Annotated in this window: 9 protein-coding genes; 4 read left to right on the forward strand and 5 right to left on the reverse strand. The window is 68.1% G+C overall.

Annotation, left to right across the window (positions count from 1 at the left end; genetic code table 11):
• The first annotated feature begins 39 nt into the window (after window positions 1-39).
• The 3 genes from NY1_RS32890 (at window position 40) to NY1_RS32900 (ending at window position 3,267) form a co-directional block, all read left to right on the forward strand.
• Window positions 40-363 carry a hypothetical protein gene (locus NY1_RS32890; protein WP_067721053.1) on the forward strand — a complete coding sequence of 108 codons (324 nt, stop codon included), beginning with the start codon at window positions 40-42 and terminating at the stop codon, window positions 361-363.
• A 160-nt stretch (window positions 364-523) separates the two neighbouring features.
• Window positions 524-1,954 (forward strand): FAD-binding oxidoreductase, encoded by a 1,431-nt coding sequence (locus tag NY1_RS32895; protein WP_067721054.1) that lies wholly within the window; start codon window positions 524-526, stop codon window positions 1,952-1,954.
• Window positions 1,951-3,267: a class I SAM-dependent methyltransferase gene (locus NY1_RS32900; protein ID WP_067721055.1), complete on the forward strand. Its 1,317-nt coding sequence runs from the start codon at window positions 1,951-1,953 to the stop codon at window positions 3,265-3,267. Before NY1_RS32895 ends, NY1_RS32900 begins: the two co-directional genes overlap by 4 nt.
• 174 nt (window positions 3,268-3,441) lie before the next feature.
• On the opposite strand, the gene NY1_RS32905 is transcribed toward NY1_RS32900, so the two are convergent.
• From NY1_RS32905 to NY1_RS32925, 5 genes are all read right to left on the reverse strand, one after another.
• On the reverse strand, window positions 3,442-4,845 hold the full coding sequence (locus NY1_RS32905; protein WP_084535788.1) for an alpha/beta hydrolase: 1,404 nt from the start codon (window positions 4,843-4,845) through the stop codon (window positions 3,442-3,444).
• Window positions 4,846-4,907: 62 nt separating this feature from the next.
• Window positions 4,908-8,513 carry a serine/threonine-protein kinase gene (locus NY1_RS32910; RefSeq protein WP_084535790.1) on the reverse strand — a complete coding sequence of 1,202 codons (3,606 nt, stop codon included), beginning with the start codon at window positions 8,511-8,513 and terminating at the stop codon, window positions 4,908-4,910.
• 244 nt (window positions 8,514-8,757) lie between these two features.
• Window positions 8,758-10,911, reverse strand: a complete 2,154-nt coding sequence (locus NY1_RS32915) for a 3-hydroxyacyl-CoA dehydrogenase NAD-binding domain-containing protein (RefSeq protein WP_067721056.1) — start codon at window positions 10,909-10,911, stop codon at window positions 8,758-8,760.
• A 35-nt stretch (window positions 10,912-10,946) separates the two neighbouring features.
• Window positions 10,947-12,158: an acetyl-CoA C-acetyltransferase gene (locus tag NY1_RS32920; protein ID WP_067721057.1), complete on the reverse strand. Its 1,212-nt coding sequence runs from the start codon at window positions 12,156-12,158 to the stop codon at window positions 10,947-10,949.
• Window positions 12,159-12,415: 257 nt separating this feature from the next.
• The gene (locus NY1_RS32925; protein WP_084535792.1) at window positions 12,416-15,280 is read right to left on the reverse strand and encodes a DNA polymerase III subunit gamma and tau; all 2,865 of its coding nucleotides are present in this window, start codon (window positions 15,278-15,280) and stop codon (window positions 12,416-12,418) included.
• A 425-nt stretch (window positions 15,281-15,705) separates the two neighbouring features.
• Here NY1_RS32925 and NY1_RS32930 point away from each other — a divergent pair, with 425 nt between their 5' ends.
• Window positions 15,706-16,539, forward strand: a complete 834-nt coding sequence (locus NY1_RS32930) for a hypothetical protein (RefSeq protein ID WP_067721058.1) — start codon at window positions 15,706-15,708, stop codon at window positions 16,537-16,539.
• Window positions 16,540-16,636 lie beyond the last annotated feature (97 nt).

The following is a 16,636-nucleotide window of genomic DNA, read 5'->3' on the forward strand; positions in this document are numbered from 1 at the left end:
TCCGCTGCTGTACCAGGTTTTTCGAGGAGATCGCTCGCCATGCACACCGTGCGTCGCGTCAAGGACGCGGTGCCCTATCTGCTCTGCGCGGTTTTCGGGGCCGGTCTCATCATCGGTGGTTGCGCTTCGCTGGCGGACAGTTCCGGCAAGGTGATGTGCGGGTGGCGGCAGATGCATCCGGGTGACACCTGCGCGATCACCCGCAACGGCCGGACCGTCAGCCGGACCTTCGACGAGCAGCGGGACGACAGCGGATGGGCGCCGTGGGTCCTGCTGGGCATCGGGGGTTTGCTGGTGGCGGGCGGGACGGTCGGGCTGACGGCGGAATTCCGGCGCGAATCGGACTATTTGGTTACCAGATAGTTAGCAAGCGTAAGAATATTCACCTTCGCAGCGGGAATAGACTCGAACACGAGCAGGTGGGGACCGTCGACACGTATGCAAACCCTGCGTGAAAAACCGCCCCGCCGGTGTCATCTTGCTGGCCGGACCGTCCGGTGCACGATAGGTTCCGAGGGTGGCAGTGAGTCTGTTGGGGAAGGCCGGCCGCGCACCGGCCGCACAGGAATCAGGTTTCGCCGCGCATCGAGCAGGCGTCGATCGACTGCTGGCCTCGTATCGGGCGATACCGCCGGACGCCAATGTGCGCCTGGCCAAGAAGACGTCCAATCTCTTCCGGGCCCGCGCCAAGAACCCCGCACCCGGCCTCGACGTCTCCGGATTGAACCAGGTCATCGCGGTCGACCGGGAGGCCCGGACCGCCGACGTGGCGGGCATGACCACCTACGAGGACCTGGTCGCGACCACGCTGCGCTACGGGCTGGCGCCGCTGGTGGTGCCGCAGCTCAAGACCATCACGCTGGGCGGGGCGGTCACCGGGCTGGGCATCGAATCGACGTCCTTCCGCAACGGTCTGCCGCACGAATCGGTGCTGGAGATCGACGTGCTGACCGGAGCCGGCGAGATCGTCACCGCCACCCGCGACGGCGCGCACGCCGATCTGTTCCGGGGCTTCCCGAACTCCTATGGCACGCTGGGCTATTCGACTCGGTTACGAATCGAGCTGGAAGCGGTGGAACCCTATGTGGCGCTGCGGCACATACGGTTTCATGAGCTGCGGGAGCTGGAGGCGACCATGGCGCAGATCATCGCGGACCGCTCGTACGCCGGGGAGCGGGTCGACTACCTCGACGGTGTGGTGTTCAGCGCGGACGAGAGCTATCTGACCGTCGGGCGGCAAACCGACGAACCGGGGCCGACCAGCGATTACACCGGGATGAACATCTACTACCGGTCCATTCAGCACGATTCGACGACGCCCAAGCGGGACCGGCTCACCATCTCCGACTACCTGTGGCGCTGGGACACCGACTGGTTCTGGTGCTCACGGGCTTTCGGCACCCAGAACCCGAAGATCCGGCGCTTCTGGCCGAAGAAGTACCTGCGCTCCAGCTTCTACTGGAAGCTGATCGCACTCGATCACAAGTACCACATCGGGGACAAGCTGGAGGCCCGGCAGGGGAACCTGCCGCGCGAGCGGGTGGTGCAGGACATCGAGGTGCCCATCGAGCGCACCGCCGACTTCCTGGACTGGTTCCTGCGCGAGATCCCCATCGAACCGATCTGGTTGTGTCCCTTGCGATTGCGCGACACCGAGGGTGAACAGCCGTGGCCGCTGTACCCGCTGGAACCGGGCCGGACCTACGTGAACGTCGGCTTCTGGTCCGCGGTGCCGACCGTGGCGGGGCAGATCGAAGGCGCGGCCAATCGCGCCATCGAGGACGAGGTGTCCCGGCTGGACGGGCACAAATCGCTCTACTCGGATGCTTACTACTCCGAGGAGGACTTCGCCGCGCTGTATTACGGCGGCGACACCTATCGGCAACTCAAGCGAACCTACGACCCGGATCATCGTTTACTGGATCTGTATTCGAAGGCGGTGCAACGCAAATGACCACGTTCAAGGATCGTTCCGACGTTTTCACAGAGCTCGGAACCAAGCTCACCATTGCCGAGATCTTCGAGACGCTCATCGACGGACCCGTGCCCATCCGGCTGACCGCCTACGACGGCAGCAGCACCGGCCCGGAGGATTCGGAATTCGGCCTGGAGATCACCAGCCCGCGCGGGGTCAACTACATCGCCACCGCGCCCGGCGACCTGGGCATGGCGCGCGCCTACATCTCCGGTGACATGATCGCGCACGGCGTGCACCCGGGCGATCCGTACGAGCTGCTGAAGGCCATGGGGAACATGAAGTTCCGCCGGCCCACCGCCATGCAGCTGGTGGTCATCGCGCGCTCGCTGGGCTGGGAACTGCTCAAGCCCATCGCGCCGCCGCCGCAGGAGACGCTGCCGCGCTGGCGGCGCATCGCGCTGGAAGGGTTGCGGCACTCCAAGACTCGCGACGCGGAAGCCATCCACCATCATTACGACGTCTCGAATACGTTCTACGAGTACGTGCTCGGGCCGTCCATGACCTACACCTGTGCGGCCTACGAGGATCCGGCCTGGACGTTGGAACAGGCGCAGGAGAACAAGTACCGGCTGGTCTTCGAGAAGCTGAACCTGAAGGCCGGGGACCGGCTGCTCGATATCGGCTGCGGCTGGGGCGGCATGGTGCGATACGCGGCCAAGCGCGGGGTCCGGGTGATCGGGGCGACGCTGTCGGCCGAACAGGCCGAATGGGCGCAGGCCAAGATCGTCGAGGACGGGCTGGCGGAACTGGCCGAGGTGCGGCATTCGGACTACCGCGATATTCGCGAATCCGGGTTCGACGCGGTGTCCTCCATCGGGCTCACCGAGCACATCGGGGTGCACAACTACCCGGCGTACTTCGAGTTCATGAAGTCGAAGCTGCGCGACGGCGGGCTGTTCCTCAACCACTCCATCACCCGGCCGGAGAACAAGCACACCACCAAGGCGGGCGATTTCATCGACCGGTACGTGTTCCCGGACGGGGAGCTGGCCGGGTCCGGGCGGATCATCTCCGAGGCGCAGAACGTGGGCCTGGAGGTGCTGCACGAGGAGAACCTGCGGTACCACTACGCGCTCACCCTCGCCGAATGGTGCGACAACCTGGTGGAGAACTGGGATGCCGCGGTGAAGGAGGTCGGCGAGGGCACCGCCAAGGTGTGGGGTCTATACATGGCCGGCTGTCAGCTCGGGTTCGAACGGAACGTGGTGCAGCTACACCAGGTCCTCGGCGTCAAGCTGGGGGCCGACCAGGCGTGGACGGTGCCGCTGCGGCCGTGGTGGAAGGCATAGGACAACTCTCGTAGCTCTCAGGGGCAAGCCCCTGAAACCCCTTACGAGGCGAAGCGGCCGGGCTGGGCGGCGAGGTACGCGATCCGTCACGCGCCGGCCGAGTGGGGTGGCGAGGCGACTCTCGGAAACCCTTACCGGCCGGGCCGCGCCGTGCAGTAAGCACTTGGAACCTTCTTACAGGCCGAGGCGGGAGTTCAGCCAGGGTAGTGCGGAGGTGAAGGCCGAGGCGGCGAACTGCCAGGTGTGGCCGCCTTCGGTGGTGTACACCGTGCAGTCGATGCCGACTCGGCGGCCCTGATCGCACAGGGCCGCCGCGGCGCCGACCTCGCCGCTGTCGTAGACGGCATCGCGGCCGCCGTAGCCGGCCGAATCGTCTTCCAGCGCAGTGTGAGTGGGGTGGGGGCGGCCGTTGCCGGCCTGGCGCTTGGGCGGGGTCAGGTCGTCGAAGAGGCCGAACATGTCGGTGTACGGGCCGTGCTTCTCCATCACCGTCTCGGGATCGAAGGTCGCCCAGGCCGTCGGGTCGCCACCGAACAATCGGCGTATCGACTGGTCCTTGGTGCCCGAGTTCGGTCCGGCGTCGCCGGCTATGTCCACGAAGGTGTGCAGAAGTTCGGGATGCATGACGGCCAGGTCGACCGCGCAGGTGCCGCCCATCGACCAGCCGACGGCCGCCCATTGCGCCGGATCCCGTGCGACGCCGAATTCCGACTTCAGGTAGTCGGGTACGTCGCGGGTCAGGTGGTCGGCGGCGTCGCCGCGCGGGCCGTTCACGCATTCGGTGTCGTTGTTGAAACTGCCTCCGGCATCGACGAATACGAGGATGGGGGCTGCTCCGCCGTGGCTCGCCACGAAATCGTCGACGGCGGGCATGATCTGGCCGCTGCGCACCCAATCGGCGGGAGTGTTGAATTCGCCGCCGATCATCAGCACCACGGGTAGCGCGGGCGGGGTGCCGCCCTTGAACCAGGCGGGCGGCAGGTACACGTACTCGGTGCGATGGCGGAAATCGCTGCCCGACTCCGGGATGTCCACCGGCACGATCCGGCCGATCCCCACATCCGTGTTCCGCAGCGCCGCAAGCTCGTCCAGGTCGGTTTGATGCGGCAGCGGCTCGGCGGTGGCCGCCGCCCAGGCCGCCTGCACCGTCGGGTAGTAACCCACCCATTGGTTCAGCACCACAGTGGCGTTCAGCAGGGCGACCGGCACCGCCAGCACCGCCACCACGCGCTGCCACACCGCACCGGAACGCACACCCACCACCGCGGCAGTCAGCGCCGCCGCCGTCGCGCCGATGCACACCCACAACAGCATCGGGGCCGGATTCGACGCCAGCCCTTCATCGTTCATGTAAGCCCGAGCGCCCCACGCGGCTACGAGCCCGACGCCGAGACTGACCGGCACGCCCACCAGCCACCAGCGGCGCGATGCCCGCGCGAACGCCACCACCAGCAGCAGCACCGCCACGAACACCAGCACCTGCGGCACCCAGCCGTGCAGCAGCGACAGCCCATGATGAAAGGTCCGGTTGACCGATTGCACGGGGTTCGGCGGCGGCGGAGGCACGACGGCGATCATGGTCGGCGTTCCTCGAGAAACCCTGTGAACAAGCTCCGGGGATGCTGGCGGCCGCCGGCGGCTCAGATCAGGTCGTCGAGGAACTGCCGGGGTAGTTCCGCGGAATCCACCGCACCCAACGGCATCTCATTGCGCAGCGTGCGCAGGATGCCGAGCACGCCCGGGCCCGCGTCCAGCAGCGGCCGGGTCCAGCCGAGTTCGGCGCAGCGAATGACGGCCGGAGTCAGCGTCGCGATGGACTCCCCCATCCAGCCCGCGGCGGACAGGCACTCCGCCAGCAGAATGGCGGTGTCGAGTTCGGCACGCGGACGATGCTGTTCGCGAATGCGGCCGTGCAGGGCGCGGGCGCGTTTGACGGCCGTGTCGTCGGTGCCGAGCGGCGCGAAATCGTCGGGGGCGCGGTCGTCGCCGTGGTAATGCCGGTAGAGCAGCGCCCGGACGGTCGCGATTTCCTCGGCCTCGGCGGCCAGTGCGGCGGCGCCGCTGGCATGGCGCATGGGCCGCACCATGGGATCGGTGACCAGCCCCGCGGTCAGCGGATCGGCGGGCAGGCCGAGACGCAGGCGTTCCGCGCGAATATGGGCGGCGAGCCGGGTGAACTTGCGGTCCACCGCGATTCGCGCGCCCTCGTCGAGGCGGGCCGTGGCGGTCTCCAGGTCGCCACGCACCGCCTTCACCCGGGCGCCGATCACGAAGATGGGAATGAGGAAATCGACCGGGCCCACCTTGGGCAGCAGTTCGTGACTCTGATCCAGCAGGCGTTCGGCGCTGTCCAGCTCACCGCGGCGATAGGTCACCTCGCCGAGCAGCGCCGCGGCCACCCGGACCGCGTGCGAGCGCGGACCGGAGCGGTCGCGGGCGGTCTGCCAGGCCTGATCGAAACAGCGATCGGCGGCGACGATATCGAGTTGTTCGTAGGCGGCGGCGCCCTGCCCGCACAGCCCGAACACTTCGCCGAGCGGATCCGCGGAACGGGCGTGATAGGGCGCGGCCCAGTCCTGCGTCTCCCGCGCTCCCACGAAGTCGAATTCGCACAGCCGGACGTAGGACGCGAGATTCGCCGCCGTGGACACCGTCCAGGCGGGCAGTTCGTCGGCCAGGCGCAGGCAGTCGGCGAGGCGTTCCAGCACGCCTTCGGTGCGATCGCGCGCGATCTGATCGGCCGCCCCGAGCACCGCGGCCTGGCAGCGCTGCTGCACCGCCTCGGCATCGGTCGGTGAGCTGCGGGCCAGCATGTTCGACAGCCGGCCCAGCGCGGTGCGGGCCGCGCCGGACTGCTGCAGGTTCACATTGGCGCGGGCCAGCGCCATCAGCAGCTTGGAGCGCGAAGTCACCTGTTGCACAGGCAGTTTCGACACCGTCCCGAACAGCGTGGCCAGCCGGGAACGGTCGATGAGATCCATGCCGCCGTTCTCGACCAGGTCGAGCGCGAACTTGAAATCGGTGGCGGCCAGCGCGTGATCGACCGACTGCCGCAGCAGCTGATGCTCGGCGAACCAGCGGGAAGCCTTGCGGTGCAGGGCTTTACCGGCGCCCGGCTGCGCCCGCTCCAGGCGGGCCCGCAGATGCTCGGCCACCATCGGCTGCATCTTGTACCAGCTGGAATCGTCGGAGAGCCGGTGCACGAACAACTCGCGCTGCTCGGCCTGCTCCAGCAGCTGCGCCGCGTCGGTCATCCCGGTCAGCGCCTCCGCCAGCGAGGCGTTCACCCGCTCCGGAATCGCGATGGCGGTGAGGAATTCGAGCATTCGCGGGTCGAGCGCGTCCAGCACGTTCTCGGCCAGATAGTCGCGAATCGATTTGTTGTCCCCGGACAGCCGCGCCACCAGGGCATCCGCGTCCTGCCCGGCATTGCGCAGCGACAGACTCGCCAATTGGATGGCGGCGGGCCAGCCGTCGGTGGCGGTGTGGATCTGCTCCAGCTGCCGGTCGGACAGTTCCAGCCCGGTGCGCTCCACCAGGATCTGCCGGGTCTCCTCCGGCGTCAGCCGCAATTGCCCCGAGCCGATCTCGACCAGTTCGTCGGCCACCTTCATCCGGCTCAGCGGCAGCCCGGCGTGCTCCCGGCTGGTGATGACGAAACGCAAATGGTGGCAGCCGTTGTCGAGCAGCGACTCCATCACCCGGTGCGCGCCGTGGTCGGTGATCCTATGCCAGTCGTCCACGATCACCACCACGGTGCCGCCGCCGGCGTGCACCTCGTCGATGAGCGCGGAGACGGCGTAGGGCACCGCCTCGGCGGTCCGCTCCTCCAGCACCTGCTCCAGGCCCGCGCCGATCTCCGGGCGCACCCGGTGGATGGCGGCGATGATGTGCGCGAGCAGCCACACCTCGTTGTCGTCGTCCCGGTCGATGGCGATCCAGGCCACCGCCACCCCGCGATCGGTGAGTTCGGCGCACCATTGCGCGGCCAGGGTGCTCTTGCCGAATCCCGCCGGACCGTGGATCACCGCCAGTCGCCGCCGGCCGCCCGCGCGCAGCGGATCCAGCAGCCGCGGCCGCGTCACCGGTTCCCGGACCGAGGTCGGCGGCCGGAATTTCGTTGCGGCCGTGGGCGGCAGCGTATTGCCCACCGCCGTGCCGCCGCCCGGGAAGGATTCGGTGGCCGGTCCGGGCGGCCGGAAGGACAGCGACCGGCCGCGCGGCGCGGTCACCACGGTGCCGGTGCGCTGTCGCGAATAGCTCTGGGAGCCGGTGGGATCCGGCCCGTCGGCGGTGCCGGTGAGGTCGCCGTCGAGCAGCGCCATCTCGTCGGGCACCTGCCCGTGCTCGCGCTGCACCGCACGCAGCAGATCGCCGAATTCGACGGCACTGGCGGGGCGGTCGCGCGGATCGGTCGACATGGCCGCTTCGATGGCCGCCGCTACGTCGGAAGGGATTTCGTGCTCGCGCAGGTTCGGCAGCGGCTGGCTGGTGATGCGCAGGAACTGCGCGACCACCTTCTCCCCCGCCTGCCGTTCATAGGCGGCGTGGCCGGTCAGCAGGGCGAACAGGGTGGAGCCGAGCCCGTACACGTCCGAGCGCACGGTCGGCTCGTCGCCCTTGAGCACCTCGGGCGCGGTGAACGCGGGCGAACCGGTGATCAGACTGGTCGACGTGCGGAATCCGCCTGGGATGCGGGCGATTCCGAAGTCGGTGAGCTGCGGTTCGCCGTAGCGGCTGAGCAGCACATTGGCCGGTTTCACATCCCGGTGCAGCACCTGGGCGCGATGCGCGGTCTCGATGGCCCCCGCCAGTTTGACCCCGACGCGCAGGGAATCCTCCCAGGTCAACGGCCCGTTCTCGTGCACCAGCCGCTCAAGCGAGCCGTGCACCGCGTACGGCATGACGATGAACGGCTTACCCGCCGGCGTCACATCGACCTGGAGGATGTCGACGATGTTCGGATGGCCCGACAGCCGGCCCATCGCTTGTTCTTCCCGTAAAAACCGCTCCCGGCTCTCCTCGTCTATCTCCGAGGAGAGCACCTTCACGGCTACAATCCGATCCAGCGTCTTTTGCGCACAACGGAATACGACACCGAACCCGCCGCGACCGATCTCCTCGGCGTCGAACAGGCCCATGGCCTCGAGCTCGTCGGTGATGGTCATGGGGATATACGCCGCGGTGGCGGATTCGGCTCCGGTGGATTCACTCCGGGAGCCTCCCGGGCGCGCCTGTGGATTCATCTCTGGCCACCTCGAACTGGAAAGAGCGCGTACCGAATCGCGTACGGGCTGTTCCGGTGTTCACCCGCGCATAATCCAACGTAGCGCGGTCCCGGCGCAGACGTACACGATTCGACACAGCTACGAGTAACCCGGGCGGACAAGACCAAGCGTCTCCAGAATGCACAACGGCCCGGACCGCGACAAACGCGGCCCGGGCCGGGTGAAACATCAGGTCAGTGGCGCATTTGCGCCCGCAACCCGATTACTTACGCAGCGAGGCGGGAACCTGGAAGCGGTCGCCGAACTTGGCGGCCAGCTCGTCGGCACGGGCCACGAAGGCCTCCTGGCCGCCCGGGTAGCCCACGATGAACTGGTGGGTGCCACCGGTCCAGGCCGGGAACCCGATGCCGAAGATGGAACCGATGTTCGCATCCGCGGTCGAGGTCAGCACGTTCTCGTCGAAGCACTTCTGGGTCTCGATGGCCTCGGCGAAGAGCATGCGGTCCTTCAGGTCCTGCAGGGTGACGCCTTCCGGCAGCTCCCGCGAGGTCTTGAACAGGGTGCGCAGCTCGGGCCACAGGTTGGTGGCCTTGCCGTCGACGTAGTCGTAGAAGCCCGCGCCGCCGGCCTTGCCCTTGCGGTCGAACTCGTCCACCAGCTTGTCGAGGATCTGCGCGGTCGCGCCGGAAGCGGCGTCGATCTCGCCACCGGCGGCGATGATCGCCTCGGCGGTCTCCTTGTAGATCTTCTGCATGGTGGTGAAGTTCAGCTCGTCCGACAGCTTCAGCGGCGCCGCCGGGTAGCCCGCCTGCAGACCGGCCTGCTCGATGGTCTGCGGGTCGACGCCCTCGCCGAGCATCATGATGGCTTCGTTGATGAACTTGCCGATGACGCGCGAGGTGTAGAAGCCACGCGAGTCGTTGACCACGATCGGGGTCTTGCGGATCGCGAGGGTGTAGTCGTACACCCGGGCCAGCGCCTCGTCGGAGGTCTTCTCACCCTTGATGATCTCGACCAGCGGCATCTTGTCGACCGGCGAGAAGAAGTGGATGCCGATGAAGTCCTCGGCCCGCTTCACGCCATTGGCCAGCAGGGTGATCGGCAGGGTCGAGGTGTTCGAGCCGAGCAGCGCATCGGCGTCGACGATGTCCTCGATCTCCTGGAAGACCGCGTTCTTGAGTTCCGGCTTCTCGAAGACGGCCTCGATCACGAAGTCCACGCCCGCGAAATCCTTGGGATCGGCGGTGGGGGTGATGCGAGCCAGCAGCGCGGCCGACTTCTCCGGGGTGGTCTTGCCGCGGGAGAGAGCCTTCTCCTCGAGCTTCTCGGAGTAGTTCTTGCCCTTGTTGGCGGCCTCGATGGTGACGTCCTTGAGGACGACGTCGATGCCGGCCTTGGCGGTGACGTACGCGATGCCCGCGCCCATCATGCCCGCGCCGATGACGCCGACCTTCTTGATCTCGCGCTTCGGGATGTCCTTGGGACGCGAGCCGCCGTTGTTGATCGACTGCAGGTCGAAGAAGAACGCCTGGATCATGTTCTTCGCGACCGGGCCGGTCAGCAGGGAGACGAAGTAGCGGGACTCGATGAGCGAGGCGGAGTCGAAGTCCACCTGCGCGCCCTCGACCGCGGCGGCCATGATGGCCTGCGGCGCCGGCATGTTCTGGCCCTTGAGCTGCTTGCGCAGGTTGGCCGGGAACGCCGGGAGGTTGGCGGCGAGCGCCGGGGTGGACGGGGTGCCGCCGGGGATCTTGTAGCCCTTGACGTCCCAGGGCTGCACGCCCTTGTCCGGGTTGGCCTTGATCCACGCCTTGGCGGCCGGGACGAGCTCCTCGACCGAGCCGACGACCTCGTTGATCAGGCCGGTGGCCTTGGCCTTCTGCGCGGTGAACTTCTGGCCCTGCAGCAGCACGCCCATCAGGCCGTTGGCGATGCCCAGCATGCGGGTCACGCGGGTGACGCCGCCGCCGGCCGGGAGCAGGCCGAGGGAGACCTCGGGCAGGCCCAGCTGCACGCCCTTGATGTCGGCCGCGATGCGGTAGTGGGTGGCGAGGGTGATCTCCAGGCCGCCGCCGAGGGCAGCGCCGTTGATGGCGGAGACGACCGGCTTGCCGAGCTGCTCCAGACGACGCAGGTCGTCCTTGATGAAGGTCAGCTCTTCCATGATGGCAGCGGCGTCGGCCTTGGTGGTCTGCATCATGTTCTTGAGGTCACCGCCGGCGAAGAAGGTCTTCTTCGCGGAGGTGATGACGACACCGGTGATGTCGTCCTTCTCGGCGACCAGGCGGTCCACGGTGGCCCGCATGGAGTCCTTGTAGAGCTGGTTCATGGTGTTGGCGCCCTGGTTGGGGTCGTCCATGGTCAGCACGACGATGCCGTCGGCGTCCTTTTCCCAGCCGATCATGTTCTCAGTCATTGTGTTTCGTTCTCCTGAAAAGTCTCGGGTGGGCGTCAGACGCGCTCGATGATGGTGGCGACACCCATGCCGCCGCCGATGCAGAGGGTGACCAGCGCGTAGCGCGCGTTGCGACGGTGCAGCTCGTCGACCATGGTGCCGGTGATCATCGCGCCGGTGGCGCCCAGCGGGTGGCCCATGGCGATGGCGCCGCCGTTGACGTTGAGCTTCTCGTCCGGGATGTTCAGGTCCTTCTGGAACTTCAGCACCACGGAGGCGAAGGCCTCGTTGATCTCGAACAGGTCGATGTCGTCCACGGTCAGGCCCGCCTTGGCGAGGGCCTTGTGCGCGGCCGGGGTCGGGCCGGTCAGCATGATGGTGGCGTCGGCGCCGGAGATGCCGGTGGCGACGATGCGGGCGCGCGGGGTCAGACCCGAAGCGGCGCCGGCCTCTTCGGAGCCGACCAGCACCAGCGCGGCGCCGTCGACGATGCCGGAGGAGTTACCGCCGGTGTGCACGTGGTCGATCTTCTCGACGTAGGTGTAGCGCTGCATGGCCACGGCGTCGAAGCCGCCCATGTCGCCGATGCCGGCGAAGGCCGGGTTCAGCTTGCCCAGGTCGGCGGCGGTGGTGCCGCGACGCATGTGCTCGTCGTTGTCGAGCACGGTCAGGCCGTTGATGTCCTTGACCGGCACGACGGACTTGGCGAAGTAGCCGTTGTCCCAGGCCTTGGCGGCCAGTTCCTGCGAGCGGACGGCGTAGGCGTCGACGTCGTCGCGGGAGAAGCCCTCGATGGTGGCGATCAGGTCGGCCGAAATGCCCTGCGGGACAATGTAAGCCTCGTAGGAGGTCTTCGGGTCCATGAACATGGCGCCGCCGTCGGAGCCCATCGGCACGCGGGACATGGACTCCACGCCACCGGCGATGACCAGGTCCTCGAAGCCGGAGCGGACCTTCTGGGCGGCCAGGTTGACGGCTTCCAGGCCGGAGGCGCAGAAGCGGTTGATCTGGACGCCACCGACGGTGTCGGGCAGACCCGCGGCGAGAACGGTGGTGCGGGCGATGTCGGCACCCTGATCACCCACGGGCGAGACGACGCCCAGGATGATGTCCGAGATGCGGTCCTCGTCCAGGTTCGGGAACCGGTTCCGCAGCTCCGCGACCAGACCGGTGGTCAGGTCGATCGGCTTGACCGAGTGCAGCGAGCCCTTACGGTTCTTGCCGCGCGGAGTGCGGATGGCCTCGTAAATGTAGGCCTCAGTGGTCATATCCGAGTTGTCCTCTCTTAGGTGCGCCGACACCGCGATGTGCGGGTTGGCCGCGGGTTACCCTCGCCGATCTGTCCTCGCGGACCGACCTTCCTGACGCTGTACAAACTGCGACAGGAACCAGTTAGTTGACTCGCCAGTAGCCCGTACGCCTGGGCATACCTTAGAACCTCACCGAACCGGAACTCACGGCCACCCGATCATAGTACGCCGCGATGCGAACTCCGGTTAACTTAAGGCTCTCCACAGGCGAACTGTCAACCCTCCAGGGGAGTGGCGCCCAACTCAGCTCGCAAAAGCTCCAGCGCCACATCATCCGGGTCGCGCCGCTCCCCCGCCGGCACCGGCTTCGCCGATTCCTCCAGCATCTCGCGCTCTTCCTCCTCCGTAGTGGCAGGTGGAACGCCGTCATAACCTACTGGCGGGTAGTCAACAGCCCCCGGGTCGTCCGGGAGGTCCGGGCCGTCCGGCAGCGGAATATCGTCGTCGTACGGCGTCACCTGCGGCGCGGGCGCACCCGCACCCGAACCACCGGAACCCCGCTCGACAGGAGCCTGGACCGGCGCCGCGGGCGCGGCCTTCGCCTCGGGCGCACTCCCCCATCCGGCCGGCGCCTCGGCCGCCGGAGCCGCCCCCTTGGCCTGACTCGGCCGCGAGAACTTCGGCGCCGCCTTCTTCTCCGCTTCCTTGGTCGCCGGCCCCCGCCCGCCCGAACCGCTCGCCCCGCCCCGCCCCGCCGGAGCCGACCCCGCCCCGCCGACTTCCCACTTCACGTCATGATCGCGCCCCAGCACGGCCTTGACCGCCGACCGCACCGCCTCCAGGTTCTTCGGCTGCGACAACCGCTGCGCCAACGGCGCGTGCTGATGCGCGAACACGATCGTCATCCCCTCGACCCGGGCCACGCTCGCCCCGGACAGCAATGCCTGCACCGCGGCCCCGAACTCCCGCACCTTGGCCCGGATATCCGACCAAGCCGCCTCGATCTCCTGCAGCACATCATCGGGAGCGTGCGCGAGCGCGCCACCGGCCACGACCGCCGCCGGCTCGGCGGCCTCGGCCGCACCGGACTCCGCGTCGGCCCCGACCGCACCCGGAGCGGCGCCGACCGGCGCACCCCACACGACACCAGAACTTCCGGCAGTCGAATCGGCCGGAGCGCCAACGGCTTCCGCTGCCGGTGCAATATCCGGAAGAGACGGCGCATCGGCTCCGGGAGTCGCTACGTCCGGCTCGATACCGGCGGCGACATCCGGCCCCGCCGCGTCGGCCGGATCCGGCAGCGATTCGGAAATGTGCTGTGGTGCAGACTGTTCGGCCGCTCGAGCGGTCTCATGCGCGACAGCCGAAAGCGCTTCCGCCTCGGCTGCCACCGCACCCGGCGGCGCTTCCACTACGGCACCCCCGGCGGGCTGCGATGCGTCGACGGCATCCACGGCCGTGGATTCCATCGCAGCCGAGTGGGCCGTGACGGCCGGTCCCCCCGCCTCAGGCTCGGACGGCATGGCGGTGGCGCGCTCCGCCGGATGCGCCGGTTGCTCCTGTGCCGCAGCGGTATTCGCGGGGGCCGGGGCACCGGCATCGGAATCCGGTTGCGTCCCGGTGGTTGCCGCAACTTGGACCGCAGCAGCCGACACCGGGCTCAGTTCCGGTGGACGAATAGCCGTCGCGGCGGGCTGCGCAGCCGCTTCAGGCTCGGCGGCCGGCGGCTGCGGCGCGGAAGTCGGACGCGCGACTTCGGCAACCTGCGGCGGGGCGGAAGGAGTGGCGGCGGCCGTCACGGCCTGAGCTTCGGGAGGTGTTGGGTCGCCGCCCTTTTCGGCGCGGAGGGCGGCGAGGGCTTCCGCTCCGCGGCGGCGGTTGCCGGCGGCCGGGGGTGCGCTCGGGGCCGACTGGGCGGTGCTGGGCGGAGCGGCCGCGGGGGCGGATTGTGGTTGTGGTGCACCGGCCGGGGCGGCGGGGAGGCCGTTGGCTATGCGGCGTTCGAGGGATTCGAGGCGTTGCAGGGCCGCGGATTCGGTGTCGGAGGCCGCGGGGAGGAGCATGCGGGCGGCGATGACCTCGAGCAGGAGGCGGGGGTTCGTGGCGCCTCGCATGTCGCCGAGGCCCTCGTGGAGGAGTTCGGCGTGGCGGGCCAGGGTGGCGGGGCCGATGTTGTTCGCCTGGGCGCGCATACGGTCGAGGACGTCGCCGGGGCCGGTCACCAGGTTGCGTTCGGTGGCGTCGGGGACGGCGCGCAGCAGGATGAGGTCGCGGAGGCGTTCGAGCAGGTCGGTGGCGAAGCGGCGGGGATCGTGGCCGGCTTCCACGACGCTGTCGATGGTGCCGAACAGGGCCGCGCCGTCGGAGTTGGCGAGGGCGTCGACGGCATTGTCGATGAGGGCGATATCGGTGACGCCGAGCAGGGAGACGGCGCGGGGGTAGGTGACGCCCTCCGGGCCGGCGCCCGCGAGCAGCTGGTCCAGGACGCTGAGGCTGTCGCGGGGGGAACCGCCGCCGGCGCGAATCACCAACGGGTACACCGACTCTTCGACCTGCACGTTCTCCTGGTCGCAGATCTTGCCGAGCAGGCCGCGCATGGTGGCGGGCGGGAGCAGCCGGAAGGGGTAGTGATGGGTACGGGAGCGGATGGTCGGCAGGACCTTGTCCGGCTCGGTGGTGGCGAACACGAAGATGAGGTGGGCGGGCGGCTCCTCGACGATCTTGAGCAGCGCGTTGAAGCCCGCGGTGGTGACCATGTGCGCCTCGTCGACGATGAAGACGCGGTACCGGGATTCGGCGGGGGCGTAGAACGCCTTGTCGCGGAGCTCACGGGTGTCGTCCACACCACCGTGACTGGCCGCGTCGAGCTCGATGACGTCGAGGTTGCCCGGCCCGCCGGGACCGAGCGCCACACAGGAGGCGCAGACGCCGCAGGGTTTGGAGGTCGGGCCCTGCACGCAGTTGAGCGAGCGCGCGAGGATGCGCGCGGAGGAGGTCTTGCCGCATCCGCGCGGACCCGAGAACAGGTAGGCATGACTGATCCGCCCGGTGTCGAGCGCGGTACTCAGGGGATCGGTGACGTGCTCCTGACCCACCACTTCAGCGAACGTTGCCGGTCGGTACTTCCGGTACAGAGCCACGCAGGAAGGTTACCGGGACGGTCCGACATCGAGTTATCCGCTGTGGGGCCGGTCGCCGAGTCGTCCGTTTCGCGCCCCGTCACAGCCGCGAATGTGGCGCACATCACATGCATTCCGGGAGACCGCTCTAAACCGACCGGACCGAACGCAAATCCTGTGAGCTGGCTCAGCAAATTCTCAGCGCGTTTTTAAGAACAAATAGCCGGACGCGTCTGGGCTGCAAGATCACCAGATACAGTCGCGCGTTCGGTTTCAACTCCGCAGAGCGGACATAACGATCCCATCAACCGATGCGGCAAGATCGCAATCGTTTGGCTACCGTGGACATCGGCAACTTCGGTAGCCAAACCTTCATCAGGTTGGTGGCCCCGGCCGGTCCCTCATCCCGACCGGGGCACAACCAAATCTCCCGGAGGAACGCCCAAGTGCCGTCGCACGACGACATCGCCCAAGCCTGGCTCTCCAGCACCGAATTCGCAGGTGACATCGCCGCGGTCGGTTTGCTCAGCCGAGCCATCGCGCCCCAGGACTACGACATCAAGCGCGCCTCGCTGCCGGTGTCGGCCGCCGCCGATCCGGCCACCGCGGGCGCCATCCTGGAACTGCTGCAGCGCGGTCAGGTGCCGACCCTCGCGGCCATCGAGACCCTTATCGTGCAGAACGATATGCGCGCCGAAGCCGATCGCATCGAACGATTGGGCCGCCGCGCACAACGCAGCATCGACGATTTCGGGCGCGTCATCGCGAAACTCACCGACGAATATTGGACAGTGCACGGCACCGGTCCCACGCGTCGCGACATTCTGCTTTCCGAACCGGTGGTGAGTTTGATTCGCGACCGGGTCGGCGATATCCCCCCGACCGCCGTCAAACATTTGTGGTTGATCGAACGCGCGCAGCGCGCGGGCTGGATCGCCTACAACGCCACCCCCCGATCCCTGTGCGCCGGCCGCCGCTTCCACGCCGCGCGCTACGGCAATCGCGTCTCCCTGCGCCCGGTGAACGCCCTCGGCACCCTGGTCGCCACCTATCTGCGCGATCAGGTCGCCGAACACGGCCGCCCGCCCCGCTGGTCCGTCCTGGCCTACGAACTCCGCGACGATCGCGGCCGCCGCGTGTTCAACGACACAGCCGACGCCCGCGCCCAGCAGCAGTGGCTGGTGACCGCCGAGTGGATGTCCCTCGACGACGGCCAGCCCGTGCCCGGACCGCGCGGATTGCGTGCTTTGGCGCGCAAGACTCGGGATCGCCGCAGCTAGTCGCGTTACAGACAGGTATCCAAGTCCTCATTTTCGTAACAGCGCCGAAACGTGAGTTTTCGGTAACTTCCACGCAACGCGATTACGCGCGGAAGGA

The organism is Nocardia yamanashiensis NBRC 100130 (genome assembly GCF_001613325.1).
Lineage (GTDB): Bacteria > Actinomycetota > Actinomycetes > Mycobacteriales > Mycobacteriaceae > Nocardia > Nocardia yamanashiensis.